This is a genomic window from Clostridia bacterium, from assembly GCA_016887505.1.
Taxonomy (GTDB): Bacteria; Bacillota; TC1; order TC1; family UBA5767; genus UBA5767.
In genome coordinates, this window is sequence record CP069393.1 from 746416 (window position 1) to 772220 (window position 25805).

Below are 25805 nucleotides of genomic sequence, written 5' to 3' on the forward strand. Positions count from 1 at the left end.
AGCAATAAGGTATACAAAATTTATTGTCAATACTTGTTCTATCGTATATACTTTTTGATGAAATCTTTATTGTTAATTAGGAAAGGAAGTATACTATGGCATTACGCTGCGGCATCGTTGGCCTCCCCAATGTGGGAAAATCAACGCTTTTCAATGCAATTACTCAGGCAGGAGCAGAATCCGCAAACTATCCATTTTGCACCATTGACCCTAATGTGGGTGTTGTAACCGTTCCAGACGAACGGCTGGATTATCTGACTGATCTATATGAACCCAAAAAGACCATTCCTACTGCTTTCGAATTTGTAGACATTGCGGGCCTAGTTGAAGGCGCCAGCAAGGGTGAAGGATTAGGAAATAAATTTCTGTCACATATCCGTGAAGTTGATGCAATCGCCCATGTGGTACGGTGCTTTGACGATGAAAACATCACCCATGTTTCAGAAACTGTAGATCCTAAAAGAGATATCGAGATTATAAATCTTGAACTGGCACTAGCTGACCTCGAGTCCATGGATAAACGAATGGCCAAGCTTGAAAGCAAGATAAAATCCAAAGACAAAGAAGCACTCATAGAATACAAACTTGTAAAGCGTATCAAGGAAGAAGCACTCGATGAAGGATTGGCTGTTAGAAATTTAGAATTTTCTGATGATGATTTGAAGTTAATAAAAAGTTTCAACTTGTTGACCATTAAACCCATTATCTATATCGCCAATATTTCTGAAGAAGAAGCGGCAGATCCCACCTCCAACCCGTATTTAGAACAGGTTAGAGAAATTGCTTCTAATGAGGATGCTAGAGTAATCCCAGTATCTGCCCGTTTGGAATCAGAAATAGCGGAGTTAGATGCAAGCGATAAGAAAGCCTTTTTATTAGAACTGGGCATTCCACAATCTGGTCTAGATGCAACCATCAAGGCTGCCTATGATTTGTTAGGTCTTATAACCTACTTAACAGCTGGTAAGCCGGAGGTCAGGGCTTGGACCATTACTCGGGGTATGAAAGCCCCTCAAGCTGCCGGAGTCATCCATACAGATTTCGAGCGAGGCTTCATCAAAGCAGAGGTAATGAGTTTTGATGACTTAAAAGAAGCTGGTTCGGAAGCGAAGGTTAAAGAACAAGGAAAGCTAAGAATTGAAGGAAAAGAATATGTTGTAAAAGATGGAGACATCATGCACTTCAGATTCAATGTATAAGTGAAAAAAAGCACCAAGGACAGCTTAATCTGTCTCCTTGGTGCTTTTTTAAGGGATTATTCTTTGCTTTTTATGTAACATACGGGTCATATTATATAAATAGAAAAAAAAGTTTAGAGAATCCTTTATCCTGAGTGTATTTTAAAGTATAATCATGTCGGTTATTAAGAATAATAATATAGAGGTGATCTGATGAAAAAAGTTACTTTCATAGGCGGTACTCATGTAGATTCCTTCAAGGAATTAACGAGCACCTATGAATCCAAAAAAGCCATACCACCAGATTTTGTTTATATCCCACTATCGCAACACATTGGCGCGCCTTGCGAAGCCAATCTATGTGTGGGTGAAGAAGTTCTGATGGGTCAAGAAATTGGAAAAACCCTTGGATTTGTTAGCGCACCAATCCACTCAAGCGTCAGTGGAAAAGTCGTTGCCATCGAGAAAAAAGCACATCCGACTGGACGTTTTGTAAACTGCATCGTGATTGAAAACGATAAAAAGGATACGTTAGTAGATAACGTTAAACCGGAAGAGAACCCGGAAGCACTTACGGGGGAGCAGATTGTTAAAAAGGTTCTAGATGCAGGTATTGTAGGTCTTGGTGGTGCAGCATTTCCAACGCACGTTAAATATACTCCACCAGAAAATACCAAAATCGATTACGTTATCCTAAACGGAATTGAATGTGAGCCCTTCATTACGGCCGACCACCGTCTTATGCTCGAGTATCCTGAGTCTATTGTTAAAGGACTGGGATATATTCTTAAGGCAACAGGTGCAAAACGAGGCATCGTAGCCATTGAAGATAACAAGATGAACGCCATTAAGATTTTAACGGATTGCTGCGAAAAGTATGACAACATCGATGTTGTGGTTTGCGCTGAAAAATATCCACAAGGTGGCGAAAAACAATTAATTTATGCCACTACACACAGAGAAGTTCCCGTAGGTGGTCTTCCTCTTGACGTTGGTGTTATCGTGAACAACGTAGGTACTGCAAAAGCAGTCTGTGATGCCGTAGAAAACAATATGCCCTTGATTGAGCGTATGGTCACAGTTTCCGGAACATCTGTGGATACCCCCGCAAACTATATTGCTAGAATTGGCACCTTATTCAGTGACTTGATTGAGCAATCTGGTGGCTATACGGAAGAAAACAACAAAATTTTATCCGGTGGTCTTATGATGGGTAAATCTATGTATTCTGACGATGTTCCCATTACCAAAGGCACCTCTGCTATTTTGGTTCTTAAGGATGAAGGAATTCAGCCTCCCAAGGAACATACTTGTGTTCGTTGTGCAAAATGCATCGACGTATGCCCCGCTTTCCTTGAACCTACTAGATTGGCTGTTTTAACTAAATTAAACGAGTTTACTCGTTTGGATGAGGAACAAAGCATCATGTCCTGTATTGAATGTGGTTCTTGTTCTTATGTCTGCCCAGCAAATATCCCCTTGCTCGAATACATTCGGTTGGGTAAACAGGGTGTAATCAAGAGTAAAAAGAAATAGGAAAGGAAGGAATCACATATGAAAAACGAACAACTTTTAAAAGTGTCTTCCTCTCCTCATGTGCATAGCGGAAACAGCATTCCCGTTGCCATGCGAGATGTGATTATTGCACTTTTACCTGCTACGGTTATGTCTATTTACTTTTTCAGATTGTATGCATTGGCCATTATTGTCACCTCAATCGCTACGGCCATGCTTGCTGAATATGTTTGTCAAAAAGTCCGTGGTGTCGAGATTACACTAACCGACTATAGCGCAGCTGTTACCGGTTTACTTTTTGCTTTGGTCATCCCACCAGCTACTCCTTTGTGGTTGACCTTTATCGGTTCAGCCATTTGTATTGTAATTGGAAAACAAGTATTTGGAGGGCTAGGCAATAACCTCTTCAACCCAGCTTTGGTTGGAAGAGCTATCTTGGTTGCCTCGTGGCCAGTGTATATGACGAGCTTTACCAGTCCTTTTGATGGTCTTACTTCTGCTACACCATTAAGCATTATTGGATCTATCAATGCACAAGCTGTTTCTGGTTTGGCCATTGATCCGGAGTTATTCCATTCATTGCCTAATATTTCACAACTATTTTTAGGCAATATTGCAGGCAGTATGGGTGAAACTTCTGCCCTAGCCTTGTTAATCGGTGGATTATTCTTAATCTATCGCAAACACATTGACTGGAAAATTCCTTCAATCTATGTGGGTACCGTATTCATCCTAGCTATCATTCTTCCGGGTCCCTTCTCAGACATTAGAATTTGGTATGCTTTTTACAATGTTTTTGCAGGTGGTCTTCTAATTGGTGCCTTCTTTATGGCAACCGACTGGGTAACCAGCCCCACCACCAAGCGCGGTCGTATCCTTTATGCGGTATGCTTAGGTCTTCTGACTTTCATTATCAGAAAGGGCTCTGGTATGCCTGAAGGCGTAGCCTATTCTATTCTTATTATGAATATGGTTACCCCCCTAATTGACCGTTACACTAGAGGAAGAGTATTCGGGGAGGTTAAGAAACGTGGATAAGCAAACTTTTAAGCTTGGTCTTTTCCTGATGTTGGTTGCCGCCCTCGCCGCTTTGGCCTTGGCTTCCATCAATGGCATGACCGCACCAATCATCGCATCAAATGAACAAATTGCTTTGGATGCTGCAATGTCTGAAGTATATCCCAGCTCCTCTTCCTTCGTTGATTCCTATGCGGATTACAGTGACAGCATACCGGAAAATATCGTGGGATTAGCTATTGCTGAAGTAGACAGTACACCTGCGGGTGTAGTATATATCGTGGAAAATGGGGGCTATGGAGGAACAATCAAACTTATGGTCGCCTTTGATATACAAGACAAAGTAATCACCGGCCTTCGCATACTCACACACAATGAGACGCCTGGACTTGGTGCCAATGCTAAAACTTCTTGGTTCAATGAGCGCTACCTTGATGTAGACGCAACCAATGAACTTCGTGTAGTGAAGACGGAACCGGTAAATCCAGATGAGATCCAGGCTATAACAGCAGCCACCATTACATCTAGAGCCGTGACCGACGGTGTGAACATTGCTCGCGCCCACTTCCTAGAAAACTTTTAGGACGGAGGATAGGATATGAGTATTAAAAAAGAGTTTACCAAAGGTATTTTTAAAGAAAATCCCATCTTCGTCTTGTTGCTCGGTATGTGCCCTACTTTAGCGGTTACAACATCGGTCAACAATGCTATCGGTATGGGATTATCCGTTATTGCAGTACTGACTGCCAGCAATATTGTCGTTTCCTTGTTGAGGAATATCATCCCTGATAGCGTGCGCATTCCCTCCTACATTGTCATCATTGCCACCTTTGTGACCATGATTGAAATGTTGGTACATGCCTTCTTCGTGGAGTTATACTCATCTTTGGGTATTTTCTTACCACTGATTGTGGTTAACTGTATTATTTTAGGCAGAGCGGAAGCCTTTGCCAATAAGAATACCGTAACAGACTCCATTTTTGATGCATTGGGCATGGGAATTGGTTTTACCATGGCGCTCATCATATTGTCTACCTTTAGAGAAGTCTTAGGGGCTGGCAGTTTTATGGGACACGCCTTGTTTGGTGAAGCATTTCAACCTGCACTCGTTATGATACTTCCACCAGGAGCCTTTTTGACATTAGGTTGTATCCTGGGTGTTATACAATTCCATAAAAATAAGAAAGCAAAGGAGGCTAAATAATGAGTTACTTTGCCATGATTATCAGCGCTATGCTGGTATCGAATATTGTACTCTCCCAATTCCTGGGTGTTTGTCCTTTCCTGGGTGTCTCCAAAAAAGTTGAATCCGCTGTTGGCATGGGTATGGCTGTAGTTTTTGTTATGACCATCGCTTCTGCTATCTCTTGGCTGGTATATCACTTTATTCTTGTACACTACGGTTTAGAATACCTGAAAACAATTGCCTTCATCCTGGTTATCGCCAGCCTGGTGCAATTCGTTGAAATGGTAATTCGTAAGTTCAGCCCTGGACTATATAAGTCTTTGGGCGTTTATCTACCTCTCATTACCACCAACTGTGCCGTTCTTGGTATCGCCCTTTTGAATATTCAAAACGGGTTCAACTTTTTAGAAACAGTGGTAAATGGTGCCGCCAATGCCCTTGGTTTTACGTTAGCGTTGGTTTTATTCGCCGGATTGAGAGAACGTGTTGATGAAATGGATGTACCTGCTGCTTTGGCCGGAACCCCTATTTCATTGATTATCGCCAGTATCATGAGTATCGCCTTTTTAGGCTTTACCGGATTGGTTTAGGAGGTTAGCATGTTAGAAGCGATCATTGCGCTTGCATCCTTAGGTCTCATCTTCGGACTAGTCCTAGGCTTGGCAAGTAAAAAGCTAAAAGTGGAGGTTGATCCCACAGTAGAAAAACTAATCGAAGTTCTTCCCGGCGCCAATTGCGGCGCCTGTGGATATCCTGGTTGTTCCGGCTTAGCAGAAGCCATTGCAGCCGGTAAAGCAAACATAGACTCCTGTATCCCCGGTGGTAAAGAAACTGCTGATCATGTTGCGGATATTATGGGAATGTCATCAGGTGATTGCAAAGAGCCCTTGATTGCAAGGGTTCAATGTCAAGGAACAGTAGATAAATCTAAATATATATATGAGTATGAAGGAATTCCCTCTTGTGATTTGGCTGCTGGCTATTTCAATGGTTCAAAAGACTGCCAATTTGGTTGTTTTGGACTTGGTACCTGTGCAGCAAGCTGCCCTTTTGATGCCATCACCATGGGGGAAGACAATCTACCGAAAATTGACATGGAAAAATGTACTGGCTGTGGCGTTTGTGTAGAAGCTTGTCCCCAAAATATCATACGCTTGGGACGCGCTACCCAAAGAATATTCGTTAGTTGCTCCAATACGGACAAGGGCAAAGACTCTCGAAAAGTCTGTACCATTTCATGCATTAAATGCAGAATATGCGAAAAAGGATGTCCCTCTGATGCGATTCATGTCATCCAAACGGGGACTGGTACCATTGCCCGCATTGATGAAGAAAAATGTACAAACTGTGGCTGGTGTGCTGACAATTGTCCCACTGGTGCCATACAAACCATTGAGCCCCTCGAGGACTTTTTCAAAATGATAAACAATCGAGTTCCTGTTAAGGAGGAAGAATCCAAATCCGGCTGTGCCGCATGCGGATTGTGTAAATAATTGATGAAAAGAATATTACTATTGTCTTCCATGATCCTGCTCATTGCATCCGTTTTCTTTTGGCAACAAAACATGTCTAAAGAAGTTTCAGTGGACTCTTTTCTCATGGACACGCTTGTTTCCATAAAAGTTATGAGTACTGATGAAGAAGCTGCTGAAGAAGCAATCAATGATGCCCTTAGCGCCATGCAACAATTAGACAATCAAGTGGATCGGTATGAAGACAATCCGGACAATGTTATATTTAAAATCAATCAGGCATCAGGCAAAGAGTATATCTCTTTGCCTGATGATGTATTATCCTTGATTCAAACCGCCCAGAGCCTGTCAGAGGCCTCAGGCGGGGCGTTTGACATCAGTATAGGGGTTCTTGTCGACCTATGGAAGAAAAGTGAATCTGAGGGCCTTTTAGCGCCTCAAGAAGAATTTGCTTCTGCCCTTTCCCTAGTCGACTATAGTGCCATCCTCATTGAAGACAATATGGTAAAACTGGCCAAGTCTGGTATGTCCTTAGATTTGGGTGCTTTGGCCAAAGGTGCTAGTGCAGATCTTGCACGAGATATTCTAATTGAACATGGAATTAGCCAAGGAATAATTGATGCAGGAGGAAATATCGTAGTCATTGGCTCCAAAGATGATGAAACGCCATGGAAAATCGGCATCACGGATCCGAATCAACCAGGAGATACCATGGGCTATGTTGAAGTTCGTGATACAGCCATCGTTACGGCAGGAATTTATCAGCGCTTTTATACAATTAATGATCAGCAATACCACCACATACTCTCCCCCTTTACTGGTTACCCAGCTGAAGGTCTAAAGAGTGTAACTGTGCTTTGTGATTCTAGTACCTTAGCCGATGCCATCAGCACCACCATAGTGGTACTAGGTCCAGAAAAAGGTCTTGCGTTTATAGAGTCTTTTCCAGAAGCAGAGGCCATCCTGATTACAGATAACGACCAACTCCTCTTTAGTAGTGGAGCAAGATCATATTTCACCCTCTTAAAGGAGGATTCTTTCTATGAGTAGTCTGAAGGCTATCCGGCATATGCTAAACCGTTGGGATTTAGGGCTCATCTTACTTATCTTAGTCGTTGCCCTCTCCTTGTTTGTTTGGCAGCAAAGGCAACCTGATAATGCTAGCCAAGTTCGAGTTAGTATTGATGGTACCACAAGCTATTTACTCAATCTCTCCCAAGACCAAGTTCAAAGCTACGATACTATGTTTGGATCGATTACAGTTGAAATCAAAGATGGACAGGTTCGGGTTCTTCAGTCCAGTTGTGATGAGCAGATATGCGTACATCAAGGTTTTATCCATGAGCCGGGGGCCTCTATTGTATGTATTCCCAACCGAACCATCGTTGAATGTTTAGGCACAACACAATATGATGGAGTAAGCCGATGAATAGTAAAAAAATGATGAGAATGTCCATGCTTCTCGCTGTTTCACTCATACTAGCTTATTTGGAAACCTTGTTGCCCTCTCTTATTCCAATACCAGGGATGAAACTGGGACTAGCGAATATTGTAGTTTTGTATGTCATCTTGACAGATGGAAAAAAAGAAGCCCTAATGATTAGCATCATGAGGCTTCTATGTCTTGCACTATTTACCGGTAGATTTCTAACGCCCGGATTCTATATTGGTTTCAGTGGTGCTCTAATGTCTTGGGTTTTCATGGCCCTAGGTTCGAGTTCACCTTTAAGCATTATTGGACTATCCATTTTTGGTGCGGTAGGCCATAATGTTGGGCAACTATTCGCTGCTGTTTTTCTAGTCGGCAGTACAGGTGTCTATTTCTTTCTACCTATTTTGCTGGTTACCGGTCTTATTTTCGGTTCTGTAACCGGATTTATCGTTACACTTCTTATTGAAAAACGTAACAAACAGCAAATCCCACTTTCTTAGAAATCTCTATTTTCTGCTATTTCATCATACATTCCTTGGTATAAATCCACGATCTCATAACCGTATCCAATCCCTGGGCTTGCCCAACCCACGCCATTGGGGTTGTCCCCTGCCCCTAGATAAGCATACACGGTTGCGCTTCCTCTCAAATAATTCAGACTTTCATGTAAGAGGTTGAACCTGGGGTCAAGCACCTCACGATCCTTAGGCAATTCTTTTTTCGTGGCATAGGCATACAAATGTTGCAAGTGTGCTTCCACTCCACAAGCTTGGTCCACAAAGTTGGCTCCATGATTGCCACAAACCAAGGTCACCATGTTCGGATTGGCCCCATAAATAGATTCCTCGCCTGTCAATCGTACGCCCGTTGCATACAAGCCGCAAAAATTATTCTGTTCTGGTAGTACAAGATTGCCAAATTTGAAGCAACCCGTTTCTTTAATCGCTTGTGCAATGGCTAAATCAGGCCGAATCCCATAGTATTCGGCAATTTCATAATATAGAGACGGTAATTCATCAAATCCATCTACATGCTTTGAGAACCACCATTCCATCTCTTCTAATGTCACCATTGGCTCACCCAATATGCTTATTTCTTCAGCATCAAATATTGGACTTCCTAGTGACGGTAGTGCCTGGGTCAATATATCAACTCGACGTTCTTCTCCATTCCAGTTTACCTTAAAACCAAACGTTTCACTAACAAAGCGAAGTGGCAAGAATGTCGTTTCTTGATGCAATTGAGCCATATGTTGCGTTTCAGTTACTAGGTCATTTATTTTGGCCTGGTTTTCGCCAAGCTTCATGGAAATATTTTTGTCTCCAAGCTTTAGAACAAAAGGTTCAGATGCCCCATACCAGTCCACCTGCCCATTCAAGGATTCAATAAGTGCTCTTATCGGGATATAGGAAACACCTTCTTCAAGGTAAGGGGCCACGGGAGCTTCTACCTCTACTCCATCTTTAAAGATTTGAAAATCTTCTTCTTCTGTTGTTGCTGTTGCTAATGCTGCCTCGGGAAGCAAAAATAGTATTGCAATTAAAGCAAGCATAATCCATCTAGTCCTATGTTGTATTTCCTTGTTCATACCATCCTCCCGAGATAATGCAGGGCAATTCCATCATAATTTTCATTTCTCACCTTATTCGTCGAAGTGAAAAGTAAACAGCTAGCCCCATATCCTTTTTTGTTTATCAGTTCTTCATCAGCAGTTTCTAACTGCATGACCAAGTCTTCATTCCGTTCTATATACTCAATTGTCTCAATAATGCTTTGTCCGTTAAGAATAATTATCTCATGTATAGAGGGTGACTCTGCCAGCTCCTTCACACAATATAATTTCGCGAGCTCTTTACTATCTAAATTATTGATTTCTTCGGCATGCTTAGGGTTTCCCAAAGCATAAACATAATCTTTAGATTTGGTAGAATCAATTTTCACTCGATCTTTATATACTGCCCCCGTTGCCATAAGAGCCATTATGGTCTTCCCATTATCGGCATGGGGATGGAAATGAACTTGCAAAGGAATCTCCGTATCATAGGCAGTAGAAAGCTCGTCATGAATTCCTCGAACGATTTCCTCTCCCTGAGGAATCATCTCTAGGAATATGGTGGCGCTTAGCACACTAAGTTCCGCATTAACGGACATCAATTCCCCTACTAAACTTCTAGCTTTCATTCGGCCAAGAAGGTATGGGAATACAATGGTCTCATCATCATGGTTGATGCCAGTGCCAATGGATGACGTTGTCACAGTAACCAGATAGCGGGCTGCGTCCAAGGTCACAATTTCTAGTTTACGTCCAGTATAATGCATACTCGCCTCCTTACCTCTTAAGTATAGCAAAAACTATGCAGGTGTCATATATTTTCCGTAAAAAAAGGCACCTCACGATGCCTTTTTCCTATTATTATTTACATTTCTTGGACTTTTTGCTTTAGCTCTGCCACTTTATCTAACTTTTCCCAAGGTAAATCTAAATCGTTACGACCAAAATGGCCATAGCTAGCAGTCTGCTTATAGATGGGTTTTTGTAGACCCAGGGTCGCAATAATACCTGCTGGTCTTAATTCAAATGTGTCTTTTACCAATTCAACTAGCTTTTCTTCCGGTATGGTAGACGTTCCAAAAGTCTCCACCATAACAGATACTGGTCTTGCCACACCAATCGCATACGCGATTTGAATCTCACAACGCTTAGCCAATCCAGCTCCCACTAAATTTTTAGCCACATAACGAGCAGCATAGGACGCAGAGCGGTCAACCTTAGTAGGATCTTTTCCCGAAAAAGCACCTCCACCGTGTCTTGCCATTCCGCCATAAGTATCTACTATAATTTTACGACCGGTTACCCCAGCATCTCCTTGAGGACCGCCGATTACAAATCGTCCTGTCGGATTTACATAGATTTTGGTATTTTCATCCATATATTCTGCAGGAATTACAGGATTGATCACATTTTCAATGATATCCTTCCGGATTTTTTCCAAGCTGGTTTTCGCATCGTGTTGAGTTGAAATAACCACTGCCTCAATGCGCTTGGGTATATGGTCCTCATATTCAACCGTAACTTGTGACTTGCCATCCGGTCTAAGATAAGTCAATTTTTTTTGTTTGCGCACCTCTGTTAATTTTTTAGTTAATTTGTGTGCTAAAGAAATGGTAAGCGGCATATATTCATCTGTCTCATCGGTTGCGTAGCCAAACATCATGCCTTGGTCTCCAGCGCCTATTTGATCCCATTCTTCTGCATTTCCACAAGAAACTTTCTTTTCCATCGCTTGGTCAACACCCATCGCGATGTCTGAAGACTGCTCATCTAAACTCACAAGTACTGAACAAGTACTTGCATCAAAGCCAAACTTAGCTCTAGTATATCCGATTTCTGCAACTGTCTTTCTTGCAATCTTAGCGATATCTACATAACAATTTGTCGTTACTTCTCCACCTACTAGGACCAAGCCCGTAGTTACCATGGTTTCGCAAGCAACGCGAGCTTTGGGATCTTTCTCTAAAATGGCATCCAATATACTGTCCGATATTTGATCGCAAATTTTATCGGGATGTCCTTCCGTTACAGATTCTGATGTAAATAGCATTTTAGACATTTTCTTTATTTTCTCCTTATCGTGCCAGCTTGAGATATTTTGGTAACTTGATGATTTCATCAAGTAAGACTCCAGCTAGTTCTTTTTTTGGCATCTTTTGCAATTGTTTTGCCTTACCATTGCCCCAGTACAAGGTGACCGTATTGTTATCTGACCCAAATGCGCTCTCATCACCGTCTACTTGGTTGGCAACAATCATATCCAAATTCTTCTCTTTCAGCTTCTTTTTGGCATTCGCCTCAAGATTTTCCGTCTCTGCAGCAAAGCCAATTACAATCTGCTTATCCTTTTTCAAAGATATTTCCTTTAAAATGTCTACTGTTCCTTCCAGATTGATTGTCCACTTCTTTTTACTTAGATTAGAATCATTTGTCTTTTTAATCTTTTGTTCTTCTACCACTTCAGGTTTAAAATCTGCAACGGCAGCTGCTTTTACTACAATATCCTGGGTGTCAAAATTAGCCATGACTTGTTCATACATTTCTTGTGCAGTCTCTACACGAATTATATTTACATCCGGTAAATCCGTTAATTCATGGCTTCCAAGAATGAGGGTAACATGAGCACCACGACGCTTTGCCTCCTCGCAAATCGCCACTCCCATCTTACCGCTACTGCGATTACCGATAAACCGTACAGGGTCAATCGCCTCTCTAGTACCACCAGCTGTTACCAATACATTAAACCCTTCCAATGCTTGATCTCCAAAAAACATATTTTCAATCTGCATCAGTACCGTTTTATTGGCGGGATAGCGTCCCTTTCCCTTAATACCACAAGCTAGCATGCCTTCTTCCGGTTGCATTATCACTGCACCTTGGCTCGCCAAATCTCGTAGGTTTTTTTGGGTTGCTTCATGCTCATACATTTTACTATTCATGGCTGGTACGTAAAGAACGGGGCAATCTGCTGCCAGTAGTACCGCACTAAGGAGGTTATCTGCCAAACCGTTTGCACCCTTTGCAATCGTATTGGCCGTTGCAGGAGCAATGACGATAAGGTCTGCGGTGTCTGCCAATTTTATATGGGGAATAGCACTTTTTTCTAGGCTGTTCTGATCTGTCCATACCTGGTTTTTGGTAATGACTTCTAACGTCAGAGGAGTCACAAATTTCATTGCTTCAGCAGTTAAGACTACATGGACATCAAAATCCATTTTCGTCAAACTACTCGCCAAATCAATTGCCTTGTAGGCAGCAATACCACCAGTTATGCCCAGAACGATATTTTTTTTGGTTTTAGTTACCATTGTTTACTCCGGTTTTTTAATTACTACATCGCCTGAGGCAATCTCTTCCAATGCTTTCATTATGGGTTTATTGCCATGTTCAAAATCCATATCTGGCATGCTAATCAATTGTCTTGCCCTCTTAGCGGCAACGATTACCAAGGTGTATTTACTAGGTACTCTTTCTAATAACTTATCTACTGTAGGTGCTTTCATCTTTTACTCCCCTTTCTCTTCAAAGTGTAACAAAAGTCTAGTCGATTTGCATTTTTCTGCTGCAATAATGCATCTCATACGTTCTACCGCGTCTTCAATCTTGTCGTTTACGACCACATAGTCATATTCACCGATATAAGATAACTCATTTTTAACTTGTTGCAATCTCTTTTCTATCTCCTCCATCGGCTCCCTGTCACGACAGATGATTCTCTCTTTGAGAATCTCTAAAGAAGGCGGAACTACAAAAAGAAAGACAGCATCTGGATAACTTTTCTTGACCTGCATGGCCCCTTGAATATCAATCTCAAGTATCACATCCACTTCTTTATCCAAAGCTTCAAGTACCTTGTCCTTGGGTGTTCCATAATAATTATCATATACAGTTGCATATTCAAGGAAGAGTCCTTGATTTACTTTCTCTAAGAACTCTTCCTTATTGATGTAGTAATATGTTTCTCCATCCTTTTCACCTGGACGTATGTCTCTGGTTGTTGCGGATACAGATAGTTCAATACTAGTATATTGTGAAATCAAGGCCTTTGCCAAAGTTCCTTTGCCTGCGCCTGACGGACCTGAAATCACAAGTAAAATTCCTGGATTCTTCAAAACCTTATTCTCCCTCACTGACATCTACGATTGCTTTACTCGTGGATAGACGGTTTGAAACAGTTTCAGGTTGTACTGCAGAGAGAACTATATAGTTAGAATCCGTTACAATGACTGCTCTAGTCCTTCGACCATATGTGGCATCTACTAGTTCATTCCTATCCCGTGCATCTTGCACTAGGCGTTTAATTGGTGCAGATTCCGGACTCACAATTGCCACGATACGATTGGCGTTCACAATATTCCCAAATCCAATATTGACCAATTTTATATCCATAGTGCCTCCCTAAATTTATTCTATATTCTGAATCTGTTCTCGTATTTTCTCCACTTCACTTTTCATTTCAACAACGGTTTGGCTAATTTGAGAAACATGGGATTTTGATCCAATAGTGTTGATTTCTCTATTGATTTCTTGTACCAAAAAATCCAATTTTCTACCGACTACACCACCGTCTTCTAAGGTATCCAACATCATCTTAAAGTGGCTATCCAACCGAACTGTTTCCTCCGTAATATCTGATTTATCAGCATATATTGCAAGCTCAGTAGCCAATCTATCTTCATTAATTGGAACATCATCTAAAATGGTTTCCACACGCTCAAAAAGTTTATTGCGGTACTCTACCAAATTTTCCTCACTGTATTGTTTTACCGTTGCCGTAAGACTCTTAAGTATATCTACTCTATCTAAGATATCCTTCTTTAAATTGTACCCTTCATCGGCTCTCATGGACTTAACTTCTTTAATGGCATCATAGAAGGCCATCTTGGTTAAAATCCAAAGCGCTTCTAAATCTTCCACTTCGTCATTTGCTACCATAACTTCCGGCAACCTAGCGATTTCCATAACAGGTATTTCTTCCGTATTACCCATTTCTACCGCAAGTTCCCTCAAGATAGTATGATATGCCAAGGCCAAGGTTTTGTCAACTTTGAGTGGTTTTTTAGTAGACTCCATCTCCTTGTAATTCACAAAAACTTCCATATATCCTCTGGCAAATTTTTCCTTCATTTTTCGATTGATTTTTTCTTCAAAATTGGAATATTTTCTCGGAATTCTGGTCTTTACTTCACAAAATCTACTATTGACACCTTTAATCTCCACTGTGACAATGTGTCCGTCACCATTCGCCTCGCCAACGCCAAAACCTGTCATACTGCTAACCATTTCAACCATCTCCTTTGCCAAATTTGGATTTCATAATTGCTATGTATTTATTATTACATTCTATAAAGAATGTGTTAATCCTTTAAGATAATGCAGATAAGGCGGCCAACGGCCGCCTTATCCTAAAGCTCAATTGTTCCAATCGCATCTTTCATTCTTTTCAGTGCTTCTTGAATACGATCTTTGCCGATGCACAGAGAAATTCTGAAGTATCCTTCTCCATACTGACCATAACCATTTCCAGGCGTAATAATGACACCTGCTTTTTCTAAAACATACTCAGCAAACTCTGCAGAAGTATATCCTTTGGGTACTTTAATCCAAATGTAGAAGGTGCCTTGGGGTTTTTCCAATTTCCATCCCAACTCGCGCAAGCCCGCTACACAAACATCCATCCGCTCACTATATACTCTTTGTGTTTCTTCGATAACGGCATAATCTCCATCAAGACCAGCTTTTGCTGCAAGCTGAACTGCTTGGAATGCTCCTGAGTCAATGTTTGACTTAATTCTTCCCAACGCTTCAACCACATCTTTTCTTCCAACGGCAGCCGCAATTCTCCAACCAGTCATGTTGAATGGTTTAGACAAGGAGAAAAACTCGATTCCCACATCCTTTGCCCCTTCTGCCTGCATAAAGCTTGGAGCAACATAACCATCAAAGGTTACTTCTGTGTAGGCTGCATCAGAGCACACGATAATATCGTGTTTCTTAGCAAAGGCTACAACTTCTTCATAAAAGGCAAGCGTTGCCGTCGCACCAGTTGGGTTATTGGGATAATTGATGAACATGAGTTTAGCTTTATCTGCAACATCATCCGGTATTTTTGAAAGGTCAGGAAGAAAACCATTTTCTTCGAGTAAAGGCATCAAATAAGGCTCACCACCAGCTAGCAATGTACCGATGCCATATACTGGATATCCGGGATCCGGTACAAGATTAATATCACCTGGATTAATATAGCAATAGCTGATATTGGCAATACCTTCTTTTGAACCGATCAAGGTTACGACTTCTGATTTGGGGTCAAGATTTACATCGAATCTTCTTTTATAGAAATCTGCAACACTTTTACGGTATTCCAACATGCCTACAGAACTTGGATACTGATGGTTCGCTGCATCTTCAGACGCCGACTTTAATGCATCGACTATATGTGAAGGTGTGGGTTGGTCAGGATCACCAATACCTAAGGATATGATATCAATGCCTTTTTCTTTCGCTTCTGCAACCTTTTGCTCAATCCGAGCAAACAGGTATGGTGGTAATTTTTGAATTCTTTGTGCTTGTTCCATTTTTTCCTCCTAGATTATGTAATTGCCTGTAAACACATTGTCTGCAGGTCCCGTCATGTATACGTGATTATCTTCTTTATTCCATCGAATATGCAGATCGCCACCAGCAAGATGTACTACTGCATCTCTTTTGGATTTGTTATTTAGTACTGAGGCAACCAAGGTAGCACAGGCTCCTGTACCGCAAGCCAGTGTTTCCGATGCGCCTCTTTCCCAAACCCGCATCGCAATCTCATTTTTATCCATCACTTCTACAAATTCCACATTGGTTTTATTGGGGAAAAATTCGTGTTTTTCCATTATTGGTCCCAATGTAGTAAGTGGAATCTCTTTGATGTCATCCACAAACAGGATGCAGTGTGGGTTACCCATAGATACGCAGGTAACTTTTTTTTCATCCCCATTTACATCTAACGTATGGTCTACAATCTGCTCCAAGTCAGAATCCACGGGAATAATCCTACCAGCCAGTCTTGGTTCATTCATATCGACCGTTACACTGTCTATCTCATTATCTACCATATTGAGGACTGGCACCATAGTTCCGGCCAATGTTTCAACTGTCATCGTAGTTTTTCTAACCATATTCTCTTCATATACAAATTTGGCAAAGCACCGAATCCCATTGCCACACATTTCGGCTTCGCTTCCATCGGAATTGATAATCCGCATTTTAATATCTGATTCATCACTGGGGCAGGCAATAATTAAACCATCTGCTCCTACACCGAAATGCCTATCACAAATTGCAATAGACAACTTGTCTAGCGCTATATGTGATGGTAGATTATTTTCTTTAACCATTACAAAGTCATTTCCTAGACCATGCATTTTAGTAAATTCCATCTATCTTCCCTCCACTACTATCGAATTACATCATATTATAACAGAACTACTAAGGCAGGTATAGACTCAGGCAATCTTTTCCCATAAATCTTCAACTACTATCCGCTTGCAAAACAAGCTATAATGAGACAAAGGAGTTGATATTTTATGCCTACTGATGGCGTACTGCTATATGCCCTTTCGAGGGAACTTAACCAAAAACTAACGCAAGCCCGAATAGATAAGATTCACGGGCTCAATAAAATGGATGTGCTTTTACGTTTTAGAAGTGCTGGAGGAAATCACCGTCTTTTTTTATCTGCTCATCCAGTTCATGGCGGGTTATATCTAACTAGCCAAGACTATGAAACCCCAAGCACCCCTTCTTTATTTACGATGGTACTGCGAAAACATCTTTCAGGCGGTCGGTTGCTTACCGTTCGAACCCACCAAATGGACCGGATCGTCTTTTTGGATTTCGCCGCTCGAAATGATTTAGGTGACTTATGCAAGAAAACCCTAATTCTTGAGATCATGGGGAAACACTCTAACTTAATTCTTGTGGATGACAAAATGCTTATTATTGATGCCCAGAAGAAGTTCAACCATCTGGTTTCAAGATACCGCGAAGTATTGCCTAACATTCCCTATGTCTTTCCACCAGATATGGAAAAAAACAATCTGCTTGATTACAATCTAGATGATTTAACAGATGACCTTTTAGCCCAGTCTGAATTAATTGAAAAAAATGAATTTGTAGAGCTATTGCCCCGCATGTTTAATGGGCTCAGTTTAGCCACTGCCAAACGACTTCTTACGTCTTGCGGACTAGAAAAAACCAATCTTGAATATGCAGGTCGGCTCGAATACGACCGGCTAAATGATTGTCTTACCAGTTTTCGGGAGCTTCTGCTAGCACAACCAAAAGAAGGATATGTATTGTACCGTGAAGGCATTCCCAAGGATGTATCCATATTGCCAAGTAGTCTTGAAAAGTCGACCCGTACCTATCCCAGCATTTCCACTGCTCTCGATACCATGTATGGTGAGAAAAGCAACCTAGAAAAGCTACGCCAAGAGCGCCAAAAACTCACCAAAACTTTGAAACAGCGACTGAAAAAACTACAGAAAAAGTTAGAAATACATGAATCCAATATTCAGAAAGCACTAGACACAGACATTTATCGAATTAAGGGGGAATTGCTAACAGCCAATCTGCATATGGTACGCCCAGGTCTTAAAAAGATTATTGTGGAGAATTATTATGACCCTGACTATGCGAAAATGGAGATTGAGTTGAATCCAGCCCTTTCTCCCTCTGCTAATGCCACAAAATATTTTAAGAAAGTCTCCAAGATACGAGAGGCAGCCAAAGTATCTCGTGAGATGCTCTATGATTTAAATAAGGATATTAATTACTTGGAATCCGTCTTACTGTCTCTCGATAACGTCTATACCCTATCTGATTTAGATGAGATTGAAGAAGAAGTTAGACGTATTGGCTTCATTCCTCCACAAAAAGGAAAACAAAAAAAGAAAAAAGGTAAAAGCAAACCCTTACAATATCTTTCTACAAGTGGTCTTACTATCTTAGTAGGTAAAAACAATAACCAAAATGATAGACTTACCCGTTCTGCTGAAGATGAAGATATCTGGTTACATGCTAAAAATATACCTGGTTCTCATGTTATCCTCAAGGTGGGTGATAAGGCATACGATGACCTTGCCCTTAAAGAGGCCGCCACACTCGCTGCCTACTATTCCAAGGGGCGTCAATCTTCTAAAGTGGAGATCGATTATACAGAGAAGAAAAATGTTAAAAAGCCAAATGGCGCTAAACCAGGTATGGTCATCTATGAGACCAATAAAACATTTCTAGCCAATCCAGATGAAAATTTGGTTGAACAAATAAAAAAAATGGAAGAATGAAGTTTAACTCACACAGCACGCAACAACTCTATTTGCATAAAAAACTCAACTTAAGGAAAGACTAGGTGATAAAATGAACTTCAAAAAACTGCATTTTCTTGTTCCAGGATTAATAAGTGCAATCATTGTGATGATTGGTTATGTCTACATCAATGGGCTTCCCCTGATGCATATGCCTGAGCTTGATCAGGTTTCTTCCGTAGAAATCACAAGCAATAGGCTAGATATAAATTCAAGGGTTTTCACAGAAACGGAAGATCTTGAAATGGCCTTAAATGTAACGAATCTACTTTTGTACAAACCAGGAAAGGTCCACCAACCGTATTCTTTCACTGAGCCTAGTATCAAAATGAATTTTCAACTGAAAGATGGTAGTAGTGTGCTCATAGAGGCGGATAACACTATCGTTTCTAAGAATGGAAATAAATACCACCTTAAGGATGACTCAGGCTCCATCTTTACCAAGGTTGCAGAAGGTTTATTCTTCTTCGACGCCTTGGTTGAATTGGAAGGATATTGAACCAGTAAAACCAATAGCAAAAGAGTTGAGTTCTATTCTTAAATAGCTCAACTCTTTTTTTCTACTTATTCTATCCCATGTAGGTAGATCATCCTTAGGATTTAAGTCTTTGGGCAAAAGCACCAAAACCTAATTCTTTGAAGAATTCGGGATCATATACTGGTGGCAATTGTTTGTTTACCACTGCTTCTACCATGGATTCTTTAAATGGTATCCGAAGCGCAATATCTAATTCGTTATTCTGGCAATAGGCTTCTATCTCCTTAGCACCATTGGCAGATAAATCAGATTTATTTAGAACGACCAAGGTATCAATATCAAAACTTGTCACCAATTCGTGCACTCTTTTTAAATCATGTAGGCCGGATATGGTGGGTTCTATAACAATAACTACTTTAGAGACGCCTGTTATAGAAGAAATGACATTGCAGGCAATCCCCGGTGAACCATCAATGAGAATCCAATCTCGCATATTTTTTTGAGCCAGTTCTTTCGCTTTTTTACGCACTTCGGCAACTAGTCTACCCGATGTTTCTTCACCCGGAATCAATCTAGCTCTTGCCATTTCACCTTGCTTGGTCACGCTGGTAAAGATTTTACCCACGGTATAATCCTGTAGACTTATAGCATCCACTGGACACACATATTCACAAACACCGCAACCTTCACATTTGGTTAGTTTGAATTCAATATCGTCCGTAATAGCACCAAAATTACAACTATTAGCACATTTGCCGCATTGTATGCATTTATCTGCATCTAATACAGGTCTTTGCAAGCCAATAAAGTTCTCAGCTTCAATATCCGTTTCCGTTAACAGAATATGCAAATCTGGTGCGTCTACATCACAATCAGCCAAAACTAGACTATCGAAGTAGGGTATCAAGGAAGCGACAATGGAGGTCTTGCCTGTTCCTCCTTTTCCAGAGACTACGGCAATTTCTTTTGCTGCCATTACACTACCTCCTTTTGGCTCATTACTTGCTTTAGAATTCCTTCAATTATGCTTTTGTATTCATCATCTACTTGTGAGATAAGGTTTCCACCTGCATATTTCCTCGCGTATTCCTTCTTGAAGGGTATTCTTCCCAATATCTGGATATCTTCTGATTCACAATATTGATAAATATCTTTGTCTCCCAGTCCGTCCTTATTGACAACAACACCCATGGCTATCCCTAAATCCCGCAGTAGTTCCACAACCATCTTCATATCAGATACTCCGAAGGGAGTAGGCTCAGCAACTAGGATTGCAAAGTCTGCGCTATCGATGGCTGCTACCGTACTGCAAGCCGTACCTGGAGGACAATCAATCAAAACCAAATCATCATCCATCGTGATTTCTCGAAGTCTTTCAATAATGGGTACCCCAGATATTTCACCTACGGTTAACTCCCCGTAATGCATTTCGTGTCCCGTTATGGTATGTCCTGAATAGACCATGCCAATAGATCTTTCTTTATAGCGTATTGCATCGTTGGGACAAACCATCTGGCATCCACCACAATCGTGGCATAGCTCTTTAAAAACCAAAACACTTTTTTTGGCAGGTAAAATGGCATTGAAGCGACAAAAATCTCCACACGCACCACATAAATCACATAATGATTCATCCACTATGGGATACCTTTTTTTAATAGCCTCTGTCTTTTGAATCTGAGGTTTTAAGAATAGGTGGCTATTCGGTTCCTCTACATCTGTATCGATCAGCACACCAGAATCGCTAACAGACAGCAGATTGGTGGCAACTGTTGTTTTGCCAGTACCACCTTTTCCACTTAGGATTGCTATTTTCATATTCTTTTAAGCCTTATACATTCCATGTTTACTAGCTGTAGTACTAGTATCAATCTTACTCAACTTACCATTTTTATAGTCTTCAATGATTTCACGTACTGACTTTTGTTCTGTGTAGCGATAAGCTGTGATTTCAAATGCCTTGATTGCGTCCATTGCTTTGGGGCCCAATTCCGGTACTAGTACCACATCAACCCCATTTTCATTTAACAGTCTAACAGCAGTTCCACCTGCCCCACCTGACTCAAATTTTGCTTTATTTTCGATACTTTGAGGCATATTCTTTTCTTCGTCAAATAGCACAAAATATTCAGCTCTGCCAAATCTTTCTTCAACGGTGGAATCCAATCCAGGTTGTTTTGCACATACTGCTAACATATTATCCTCCTATTCGTGGTGGTGATCACAAGGTGTTCCCTTGGATACCAATTCTCCACCAACATACTCCGCCAATGTTTCATCAATTTTTCCACTTGCACCTAAAATTACATCAATATTTTGATCTTTAAACAAACGAATAGCCATTTGACCCATACCACCTGTTATGATGACATCCACTTCATGTTCCCCCAAAAAATTCGGCAAAACACCAGGTGCATGTGGGGGAGGTGTCAAACTCTTTTGGTCAACAATGTTGTTGCCCTCCATATCATACACTGCGAATGACTTACAATGGCCAAAATGCTCATCCACTGTAATACCATCCGTTGTAGGCATAGCAATTCTTATTACATCTTTCGATCTCTTATCCATTTTGTTTTCTCCTTTTAATTGTATATTTTTAATTTCATTATTAATGGCAATACTTTTATTCTCCAACAATGCTTCCACAATCTTAAACCGTGCGGATACAAGCAAGCGCTGCACTGTGCCTCTTGAGATTTTCATTTCTTCGCTGGCTTGTATTTGGCTTAAGCCTTCATAATCTACCAAACGCATGGATTCAAATTCGTCTAAACGCAAAGTCACTTCTTCAGGATTTTGATCCTGAAATCCTTTCGGCATATAGTACTTTCCACTTATCAGCCTCCTACAGGCTCTCTTCTTGGTTGGTTTGCTCATCTTTCCTCCGTATTGTGCATATGCACATTCATAGTGTATACTCCTTCCGAACTTGTGTCAATGCTATTTCCAATATTTTTGTGCATATGCAAATTTATTTAATCTTATAAAAAAGACTGTCCTTCCTGCTGGACAGTCTTTCCTGTAACTTATTTATTCTTATTCTATTCTTGATTACTTTTCAGTTTCAAAGCCTTGAACATCTTCTCGGGGGTTACTGGTAATTCCCTAAACCAAATACCAGTCGCTTTATAGATGGCGTGGATTACGGCTGGTGCTGCTGCATTGATGACTACCTCACCGATTGACTTCGCACCAAAAGGACCACTGGGCTCATAACTATCTGCGAATTCTACATTAATTTTAGGTGCTTCCTTTTTGCAAGGAAGCTTATAGGTCATAAAGCTATCGTTTAGCTCATCACCACTTTGAGAATAATTAATTTCTTCAAATAAAGCCATACCAATGCCTTGCAGGACGCCGCCTTGGGTCTGTACTGTAGCCAAATTGGGATTAATAGGCGTTCCGCAATCTACCACAGCATTAAACTCATTTACCTTTATCTTACCCGTTTCAAGATCGACCTCTACTTTGGCAAATCCAGATTTATAGGGTGGCGCTTCTTTTGCACATTTATGACTTCTAGTTACGCTTATTTGTTCTGAGTTGAGTTCATAGCTTAGGTGGTTTAAATCAATCTCATTATCTGCACCAGTAAATACGCCTTCCCTATAGGAAATTTCCTCCAGGTCTAGCTTCCATAGCTTAGCGACTTCTTCTTTAAGACGTTTTATCATATCAGCAGCTGCTTTTACTACTGCCGTTCCCGTTACGTAGGTAGTACTAGAAGCATAAGACCCGTCGTCATACGGAGATACATCGGTATCAGCAGAATTTACCACGATAGATTCATAGGGAACTTCCAAGGCATCCGCGGCCATCTGTGCCAAGATGGTATCACATCCGGTTCCCATATCGGCAGAACCGATTAACAGTGTGAAAAATCCATCACTATTTAATTTTAGTGTCGCACCGCCAGAGTCAAGATTGATGATTCCAGAGCCTTGAATGGATAAGGCTAAACCAGTTCCTTCAGCCTTGTTGCTGCTAGTCTTTCCAGATTCTGAGTTTTTCCAATTGCTCATTTCTGCACCGCGTTTTAGGCAGTAGTCTAATTTACAACTATCTTGTCTCATAACTGCCGCATCATAAATGTGGTCGTGTCCGATTCTTAATACCTCACCCTCGCGAATAATATTTCTATTTCTTAATTCAACAGGATCAATATTTAGTATTTCAGCTAACTCATTAACGATACATTCAACCGCAAAGGTATTTTGAGTTTTTCCATATCCCCGAAAGGCACCCGAAGATACTCTATTCGTATACAGTGCTTTGCCATCATATCGGTAGCCTTCTACCTTGTTGTACAAGGCCATACATTTTTCTGCACCCGCTTCGAGTACAGTCCAGCAATGTTCCCCATAGGCACCAGCATCCGATCTTGCCTTCATATCAAAGCACTTAATAATTCCATCCTTGGTAGCCCCCACCGTTAATTCAAACCAAAATGGATGTCGTCTAGTTGCAGCCAAAAATACTTCATTACGGCTAAAATATATTTTTGCCGGTCTCCCGGTCTTTAAGGTCACTAGGCTAGGATAAAATTCTGCCCCAGATGTCTGTTTACAGCCAAATCCTCCACCAATCCTGGGTTTTATTACTCGGACCTTATGCATTGGGATATTGAGTGCAGTTGCAACCTGTCTTCGAACATGAAATGGAACTTGTGTAGAAGCAACTACAACAAGTCTGCCCACATGATCTAGATAAGTATATGCTGTTAAGGGTTCCATCATGGCTGGATGCGTTGCCTGGGTCCTGTACTCCCTCGTTATGACAACGTCAGACTCTTTGAGTCCTTTTTCATAATCTCCAATGTTCACTTTCAAAGAGCCTGCCACGTTTTCTTTGGGTCTAAAGCCAAAGTCAAAATGAGCAAAGCAGTCTTCTTCCTGGTGTACAACCGCCTTATTTCCTTCTGCTTCCATAAAATCAAGAACCGGTTCAAGTACTTCATACTCAACTTCAATTTTTGCCATGGCTTCCACAGCATGTCTTTGGGTATCTGCAGCGACGATGGCTACATCGTCGCCTTTGAAACGAACGTATTCATCTAGAATCTTCCAATCCTGCGGAGAAGGCTCTGGGTAAGTTTGCCCAGCCCTGGTGATGGGCTTGGCTGCAATATCTTTATAGGTCAGGATGCAGGCCACGCCCGGCATCTTCAGCGCTTCTTGTGTATCAATTTTCTTAATTCTTGCATAGTGATGCTCACTATGCATTATCTTGACTACTAATGCATCCGGCGATGCTATATCGTCTGTATAAATGGGAGAACCTGTTACAATTCTTAGTCCATCTTGCTTATCTATTCTTTCATTGACCGCCATTTACTCCACCCCCAGATATTTCTTAATGCCATTTAGTTGAGCCACATAGCCGGTACAACGACATAGGTTTCCGTTGGTGTAATGCTTGATGTCTTCTTCAGTAGGGTTTGCATTTTCCCTTTTCAGGGCAATCGTAGTAAGAATCAGGGAAGGAGTGCAAAATCCGCACTGGTCGCCACCTTCTTTGATGATTAAAGAACCTAACTTAATGGCTTCTTCTCGTTCACCTTCCAAGGTTGTTACCTTTTTCCCATTGGCGCGAAAACTTAAATAGCTGCATGAAAGAATCGGTTTTCCCTCCAACAGGACCGTGCAAGCACCACATGAGCTTTTATCACAACCCCTTTTGATACTTTTATAGCCAGCTGAGCGTAGGGTATCAGAGAGATATTCATCTGGTTCTACATTAAATGCTTTTTCCTGTCCATTAATAATCATACTAATCTGCATCACGCACCTCCTTCAGTGCTCTTAGCACCAGAGTGCGGCACATGTCTTTTCGATATTCCGCAGATGCCAATCTATTATCCCCAAATTGAAGTTCTTCCGCAGCAAGCTTTGCCGCCTCTTCGAGTACTTCATTTGACCAATCACTGTCAATCAACCTATTCATGGCTTTCTTAGCAAGTTCGGCAAACTTTGGTCTTGCTCCCACCGCTATTCTCACATCATTGTCTAGCCTAGTTACGCAAACATTAATGAGTGCAAAATCCGTTTCCGAATTTTTAAGTACTTGCCAAGAAGATTTTCGTGCAGTTTTTTTAATGATTATATATTTTAAAAGATCTTTTTTTATGCTTCGGTCACGCAAATAGTCTTCCAAAGTTAAGGTTCCCGCATTTTCAAACACAACTGTTGCATCCAATGCCACTAGGGCCGTAAGTGGGTCTGAAAAGCCATACCGAACTGCAAGCGGAGCACCAATGGTAGCCATGTTGCGAAACTGTACGCCAAGAATACCCCTGACAGAATTCTGAATTAGTCCATTGAAATACCGGCTTAGCGGTTCATTTGTTTCCAAATTTCGCAGCGTTACCATGGCACCTATTTGGAAATGGTCGTCGAATTCTTCAATCTTATCCAATCCAAGGCCAGATAAATCAATGGCTTTGTCAATGCTAAGTCTGTCGGACATTCTTAGAAATAGTCCTCCTGCGATTATTCTAGCACCTACTTCATTTTGCAGGATCTGATAGGCTTCTAACGTAGAATCTGGTTGAAGCACTTCTTTTATCGTAAACATGTTTCCCCCTTAATTGCCTTTATATCAAAGCACTTATAAAACATCT

Annotated in this window: 29 protein-coding genes; 12 read left to right on the forward strand and 17 right to left on the reverse strand. The window is 41.1% G+C overall.

The annotated features are described in order from the left end of the window. Positions 1–95 precede the first annotated feature (95 nt). The 10 genes from ychF to JR334_03720 all read left to right on the forward strand — a co-directional run bounded on the left by ychF (position 96) and on the right by JR334_03720 (position 8300). Complete coding sequence (gene ychF / locus JR334_03675; protein ID QRN86332.1) at positions 96–1199, forward strand: redox-regulated ATPase YchF; 1104 nt, start codon at positions 96–98, stop codon at positions 1197–1199. A gap of 192 nt (positions 1200–1391) precedes the next feature. Next, positions 1392–2714 carry an electron transport complex subunit RsxC gene (gene rsxC / locus JR334_03680; protein QRN86333.1) on the forward strand — a complete coding sequence of 441 codons (1323 nt, stop codon included), beginning with the start codon at positions 1392–1394 and terminating at the stop codon, positions 2712–2714. An 18-nt stretch (positions 2715–2732) separates the two neighbouring features. Beyond that, positions 2733–3731 carry an RnfABCDGE type electron transport complex subunit D gene (locus JR334_03685; GenBank protein ID QRN86334.1) on the forward strand — a complete coding sequence of 333 codons (999 nt, stop codon included), beginning with the start codon at positions 2733–2735 and terminating at the stop codon, positions 3729–3731. Then, the gene (locus JR334_03690) at positions 3724–4293 is read left to right on the forward strand and encodes an FMN-binding protein (GenBank protein QRN86335.1); all 570 of its coding nucleotides are present in this window, start codon (positions 3724–3726) and stop codon (positions 4291–4293) included. Before JR334_03685 ends, JR334_03690 begins: the two co-directional genes overlap by 8 nt. Before the next feature lie 15 nt (positions 4294–4308). Continuing rightward, positions 4309–4914, forward strand: coding sequence for an electron transport complex subunit E (locus JR334_03695; protein QRN86336.1), 606 nt, complete (start codon positions 4309–4311; stop codon positions 4912–4914). After that, positions 4914–5486, forward strand: a complete 573-nt coding sequence (rsxA, locus tag JR334_03700) for an electron transport complex subunit RsxA (GenBank protein ID QRN86337.1) — start codon at positions 4914–4916, stop codon at positions 5484–5486. Before JR334_03695 ends, rsxA begins: the two co-directional genes overlap by 1 nt. A gap of 9 nt (positions 5487–5495) precedes the next feature. Next, entirely contained in the window at positions 5496–6389 is an 894-nt protein-coding gene (locus JR334_03705) for an RnfABCDGE type electron transport complex subunit B (protein ID QRN86338.1), read from the forward strand. 3 nt (positions 6390–6392) lie between these two features. Then, positions 6393–7418 carry an FAD:protein FMN transferase gene (locus tag JR334_03710; protein ID QRN86339.1) on the forward strand — a complete coding sequence of 342 codons (1026 nt, stop codon included), beginning with the start codon at positions 6393–6395 and terminating at the stop codon, positions 7416–7418. After that, a complete protein-coding gene (locus JR334_03715; GenBank protein ID QRN86340.1) occupies positions 7411–7797 on the forward strand; it encodes a NusG domain II-containing protein in 387 nt (128 codons plus the stop codon). The genes JR334_03710 and JR334_03715 overlap by 8 nt, the downstream gene beginning before the upstream one ends. Further along, positions 7794–8300, forward strand: coding sequence for a Gx transporter family protein (locus JR334_03720; GenBank protein QRN86341.1), 507 nt, complete (start codon positions 7794–7796; stop codon positions 8298–8300). Before JR334_03715 ends, JR334_03720 begins: the two co-directional genes overlap by 4 nt. On the opposite strand, the gene JR334_03725 is transcribed toward JR334_03720, so the two are convergent. The 10 genes from JR334_03725 to JR334_03770 all read right to left on the reverse strand — a co-directional run bounded on the left by JR334_03725 (position 8297) and on the right by JR334_03770 (position 16776). Beyond that, positions 8297–9388 (reverse strand): glucosaminidase domain-containing protein, encoded by a 1092-nt coding sequence (locus JR334_03725; GenBank protein QRN86342.1) that lies wholly within the window; start codon positions 9386–9388, stop codon positions 8297–8299. The genes JR334_03720 and JR334_03725 overlap by 4 nt on opposite strands. Beyond that, complete coding sequence (locus tag JR334_03730) at positions 9385–10119, reverse strand: hypothetical protein (GenBank protein ID QRN86343.1); 735 nt, start codon at positions 10117–10119, stop codon at positions 9385–9387. The genes JR334_03725 and JR334_03730 overlap by 4 nt, the downstream gene beginning before the upstream one ends. Positions 10120–10217: 98 nt before the next feature. Continuing rightward, complete coding sequence (locus JR334_03735) at positions 10218–11411, reverse strand: methionine adenosyltransferase (GenBank protein ID QRN86344.1); 1194 nt, start codon at positions 11409–11411, stop codon at positions 10218–10220. Positions 11412–11427: 16 nt separating this feature from the next. Next, positions 11428–12660, reverse strand: coding sequence for a bifunctional phosphopantothenoylcysteine decarboxylase/phosphopantothenate--cysteine ligase CoaBC (gene coaBC / locus JR334_03740; protein ID QRN86345.1), 1233 nt, complete (start codon positions 12658–12660; stop codon positions 11428–11430). 3 nt (positions 12661–12663) lie between these two features. Beyond that, on the reverse strand, positions 12664–12855 hold the full coding sequence (gene rpoZ / locus JR334_03745) for a DNA-directed RNA polymerase subunit omega (protein ID QRN86346.1): 192 nt from the start codon (positions 12853–12855) through the stop codon (positions 12664–12666). A gap of 3 nt (positions 12856–12858) precedes the next feature. Next, positions 12859–13488 carry a guanylate kinase gene (gene gmk, locus JR334_03750; protein ID QRN86347.1) on the reverse strand — a complete coding sequence of 210 codons (630 nt, stop codon included), beginning with the start codon at positions 13486–13488 and terminating at the stop codon, positions 12859–12861. Next, the gene (locus JR334_03755) at positions 13469–13741 is read right to left on the reverse strand and encodes a DUF370 domain-containing protein (GenBank protein ID QRN86348.1); all 273 of its coding nucleotides are present in this window, start codon (positions 13739–13741) and stop codon (positions 13469–13471) included. Before JR334_03755 ends, gmk begins: the two co-directional genes overlap by 20 nt. Before the next feature lie 15 nt (positions 13742–13756). Then, positions 13757–14635 carry a YicC family protein gene (locus tag JR334_03760; GenBank protein QRN86349.1) on the reverse strand — a complete coding sequence of 293 codons (879 nt, stop codon included), beginning with the start codon at positions 14633–14635 and terminating at the stop codon, positions 13757–13759. 122 nt (positions 14636–14757) lie between these two features. Then, positions 14758–15930, reverse strand: coding sequence for an LL-diaminopimelate aminotransferase (locus JR334_03765; protein ID QRN86350.1), 1173 nt, complete (start codon positions 15928–15930; stop codon positions 14758–14760). 9 nt (positions 15931–15939) lie between these two features. Continuing rightward, positions 15940–16776, reverse strand: coding sequence for a diaminopimelate epimerase (locus tag JR334_03770; GenBank protein QRN86351.1), 837 nt, complete (start codon positions 16774–16776; stop codon positions 15940–15942). A gap of 147 nt (positions 16777–16923) precedes the next feature. On the opposite strand from JR334_03770, the gene JR334_03775 reads away from it, so the two are divergent. Beyond that, on the forward strand, positions 16924–18684 hold the full coding sequence (locus JR334_03775) for an NFACT family protein (GenBank protein ID QRN86352.1): 1761 nt from the start codon (positions 16924–16926) through the stop codon (positions 18682–18684). A 73-nt stretch (positions 18685–18757) separates the two neighbouring features. Then, positions 18758–19204 carry a hypothetical protein gene (locus JR334_03780; GenBank protein ID QRN86353.1) on the forward strand — a complete coding sequence of 149 codons (447 nt, stop codon included), beginning with the start codon at positions 18758–18760 and terminating at the stop codon, positions 19202–19204. A 94-nt stretch (positions 19205–19298) separates the two neighbouring features. Here the strand turns inward: JR334_03780 and JR334_03785 are convergent, their stop codons facing one another. From JR334_03785 to JR334_03815, 7 genes are all read right to left on the reverse strand, one after another. Beyond that, positions 19299–20159 (reverse strand): ATP-binding protein, encoded by an 861-nt coding sequence (locus JR334_03785; protein ID QRN86354.1) that lies wholly within the window; start codon positions 20157–20159, stop codon positions 19299–19301. After that, complete coding sequence (locus tag JR334_03790) at positions 20159–21001, reverse strand: ATP-binding protein (protein QRN86355.1); 843 nt, start codon at positions 20999–21001, stop codon at positions 20159–20161. Before JR334_03790 ends, JR334_03785 begins: the two co-directional genes overlap by 1 nt. A 6-nt stretch (positions 21002–21007) precedes the next feature. Continuing rightward, positions 21008–21379: a NifB/NifX family molybdenum-iron cluster-binding protein gene (locus JR334_03795; protein QRN86356.1), complete on the reverse strand. Its 372-nt coding sequence runs from the start codon at positions 21377–21379 to the stop codon at positions 21008–21010. 9 nt (positions 21380–21388) lie between these two features. After that, a complete protein-coding gene (locus tag JR334_03800) occupies positions 21389–22063 on the reverse strand; it encodes a DUF134 domain-containing protein (protein ID QRN86357.1) in 675 nt (224 codons plus the stop codon). Between the two features lie 164 nt (positions 22064–22227). Next, positions 22228–24516 (reverse strand): molybdopterin-dependent oxidoreductase, encoded by a 2289-nt coding sequence (locus JR334_03805; protein QRN86358.1) that lies wholly within the window; start codon positions 24514–24516, stop codon positions 22228–22230. Continuing rightward, entirely contained in the window at positions 24517–24966 is a 450-nt protein-coding gene (locus tag JR334_03810; protein ID QRN86359.1) for a 2Fe-2S iron-sulfur cluster binding domain-containing protein, read from the reverse strand. Next, positions 24956–25759 (reverse strand): FAD binding domain-containing protein, encoded by an 804-nt coding sequence (locus JR334_03815; protein QRN86360.1) that lies wholly within the window; start codon positions 25757–25759, stop codon positions 24956–24958. The genes JR334_03810 and JR334_03815 overlap by 11 nt, the downstream gene beginning before the upstream one ends. Positions 25760–25805: the final 46 nt, after the last annotated feature.

Bases quoted from the DNA above. Each gene is read 5' to 3' on its own strand.
- ychF (QRN86332.1), top strand. From the start codon at position 96: ATGGCATTACGCTGCGGCATCGTTGGCCTCCCCAATGTGGGAAAATCA.
- rsxC (QRN86333.1), top strand. From the start codon at position 1,392: ATGAAAAAAGTTACTTTCATAGGCGGTACTCATGTAGATTCCTTCAAG.
- JR334_03685 (QRN86334.1), top strand. From the start codon at position 2,733: ATGAAAAACGAACAACTTTTAAAAGTGTCTTCCTCTCCTCATGTGCAT.
- JR334_03695 (QRN86336.1), top strand. From the start codon at position 4,309: ATGAGTATTAAAAAAGAGTTTACCAAAGGTATTTTTAAAGAAAATCCC.
- rsxA (QRN86337.1), top strand. From the start codon at position 4,914: ATGAGTTACTTTGCCATGATTATCAGCGCTATGCTGGTATCGAATATT.
- JR334_03705 (QRN86338.1), top strand. From the start codon at position 5,496: ATGTTAGAAGCGATCATTGCGCTTGCATCCTTAGGTCTCATCTTCGGA.
- JR334_03710 (QRN86339.1), top strand. From the start codon at position 6,393: ATGAAAAGAATATTACTATTGTCTTCCATGATCCTGCTCATTGCATCC.
- JR334_03715 (QRN86340.1), top strand. From the start codon at position 7,411: ATGAGTAGTCTGAAGGCTATCCGGCATATGCTAAACCGTTGGGATTTA.
- JR334_03720 (QRN86341.1), top strand. From the start codon at position 7,794: ATGAATAGTAAAAAAATGATGAGAATGTCCATGCTTCTCGCTGTTTCA.
- JR334_03725 (QRN86342.1), bottom strand. From the start codon at position 9,388: ATGAACAAGGAAATACAACATAGGACTAGATGGATTATGCTTGCTTTA.
- JR334_03730 (QRN86343.1), bottom strand. From the start codon at position 10,119: ATGCATTATACTGGACGTAAACTAGAAATTGTGACCTTGGACGCAGCC.
- JR334_03735 (QRN86344.1), bottom strand. From the start codon at position 11,411: ATGTCTAAAATGCTATTTACATCAGAATCTGTAACGGAAGGACATCCC.
- coaBC (QRN86345.1), bottom strand. From the start codon at position 12,660: ATGGTAACTAAAACCAAAAAAAATATCGTTCTGGGCATAACTGGTGGT.
- rpoZ (QRN86346.1), bottom strand. From the start codon at position 12,855: ATGAAAGCACCTACAGTAGATAAGTTATTAGAAAGAGTACCTAGTAAA.
- gmk (QRN86347.1), bottom strand. From the start codon at position 13,488: ATGTCAGTGAGGGAGAATAAGGTTTTGAAGAATCCAGGAATTTTACTT.
- JR334_03755 (QRN86348.1), bottom strand. From the start codon at position 13,741: ATGGATATAAAATTGGTCAATATTGGATTTGGGAATATTGTGAACGCC.
- JR334_03760 (QRN86349.1), bottom strand. From the start codon at position 14,635: ATGGTTAGCAGTATGACAGGTTTTGGCGTTGGCGAGGCGAATGGTGAC.
- JR334_03765 (QRN86350.1), bottom strand. From the start codon at position 15,930: ATGGAACAAGCACAAAGAATTCAAAAATTACCACCATACCTGTTTGCT.
- JR334_03770 (QRN86351.1), bottom strand. From the start codon at position 16,776: ATGGAATTTACTAAAATGCATGGTCTAGGAAATGACTTTGTAATGGTT.
- JR334_03775 (QRN86352.1), top strand. From the start codon at position 16,924: ATGCCTACTGATGGCGTACTGCTATATGCCCTTTCGAGGGAACTTAAC.
- JR334_03780 (QRN86353.1), top strand. From the start codon at position 18,758: ATGAACTTCAAAAAACTGCATTTTCTTGTTCCAGGATTAATAAGTGCA.
- JR334_03785 (QRN86354.1), bottom strand. From the start codon at position 20,159: ATGGCAGCAAAAGAAATTGCCGTAGTCTCTGGAAAAGGAGGAACAGGC.
- JR334_03790 (QRN86355.1), bottom strand. From the start codon at position 21,001: ATGAAAATAGCAATCCTAAGTGGAAAAGGTGGTACTGGCAAAACAACA.
- JR334_03795 (QRN86356.1), bottom strand. From the start codon at position 21,379: ATGTTAGCAGTATGTGCAAAACAACCTGGATTGGATTCCACCGTTGAA.
- JR334_03800 (QRN86357.1), bottom strand. From the start codon at position 22,063: ATGAGCAAACCAACCAAGAAGAGAGCCTGTAGGAGGCTGATAAGTGGA.
- JR334_03805 (QRN86358.1), bottom strand. From the start codon at position 24,516: ATGGCGGTCAATGAAAGAATAGATAAGCAAGATGGACTAAGAATTGTA.
- JR334_03810 (QRN86359.1), bottom strand. From the start codon at position 24,966: ATGCAGATTAGTATGATTATTAATGGACAGGAAAAAGCATTTAATGTA.
- JR334_03815 (QRN86360.1), bottom strand. From the start codon at position 25,759: ATGTTTACGATAAAAGAAGTGCTTCAACCAGATTCTACGTTAGAAGCC.